The organism is Oleiphilus sp. HI0125, assembly GCF_001635355.1.
Genome location: NZ_LWGF01000114.1, coordinates 1 through 1099 on the forward strand (window position 1 = coordinate 1; position 1099 = coordinate 1099).

Here is a 1099-nt window from a genome sequence, read left to right on the forward strand (position 1 = left end):
TAGTGTTTGGTAGCTAGGGAATGCCTCAAGAAATAATGTTGATAATTTTTGCATATCTTTTGGGAGGCCTAGGTCTACTTCGTAGAGTTTCCACCCTTCGTCAGATAGCGATTTTGGTAGTGAGTGTAACTCTCTAGGTTTAGTTAAGTCTTCGCGAAAACAAATGTATGCATCTAAATCCCAATAGAAGAGGCGAGACAGTATTCTATGAATGAGTTTTGGCATGGCTAGTATTCTCATCTAAGTCAGAAGGGTCGTTCTTGTTTTTTATATTGATCATAAAGCTTATAAAGCAGTTTAATTATCTTGCTTCTAATCACTTCTACCGAGAATAAGCGATAAGCTTGGCCATTAAACTTCTCTTTATAAAAACTATTTTTCCCACTACCAGCGAGTAGGTCGTAAGTGCTTAGTTTGTTTTGTTCAAAGAAGCTTTCGATTGAGTNGCCGATTTGTAAAAAGCCGAGTGAAAGTTTTTTATCACTCGTTTCACCAAAGCCTAACTGCAAATTGTAGCGAGTGCTTTGATAGTCGATATTATAAATAACAGTCTGTGGTTTCTCTCCAATACTAATCGACTCGAAATCGGCTATAAAAGGCTTACTAGGTGAATAGATTAACGTTTGATGGAAGGCCAAGGCGTCGTCGTCAAAGCAGGGCTTGCCCCAGCGGGCTTCATGAAAGGCATTTAGTGTTTTAAAGGCAGTGTTCGTGTCACTGATGCTGCGATTAATATTCATCTCGCCTGATCGAGCGAGGCGCGTTCGACGATGAAATGACTCTCTTCGCATGGATGCACTGAGAGATGGTACGTATTGATCAAGACTATTAATGGCTTCCGTCTTTTGAATGCGAATGCCGTAGTCTTTTAACACGCTGCGAGCATAGCATTGGTGGTCAAATAACTCGGGTGAGGTGGCCGCTGCAAATAAGCCAGACTTAGTATCCATGTCGCTTAATACAAGTTTGTCCCAGCTCTTGTCTTGTTCTAGGTAGTTAAGTAAGGCTTGCTGTATTTCTGTGTGTTGCGCTTTGTTGCATATAAAGTCTAGATATTCACTTCTTACTGTGTTGCCAATGCGAGCACTACTGCCGATAA

2 protein-coding genes are annotated in these 1099 nt (G+C 41.0%); both read right to left on the reverse strand.

Annotated features, from left to right (window positions below; translation table 11 throughout):
• The coding region (locus A3762_RS28130) for a hypothetical protein (RefSeq protein ID WP_231878699.1) at positions 1–225 on the reverse strand (225 nt) is incomplete at its 3' end.
• A 20-nt stretch (positions 226–245) separates the two neighbouring features.
• Positions 246–1099, reverse strand: an 854-nt coding sequence (locus A3762_RS28750; RefSeq protein WP_068753874.1) for a GNAT family N-acetyltransferase, incomplete at its 5' end; no start/stop codon positions are given.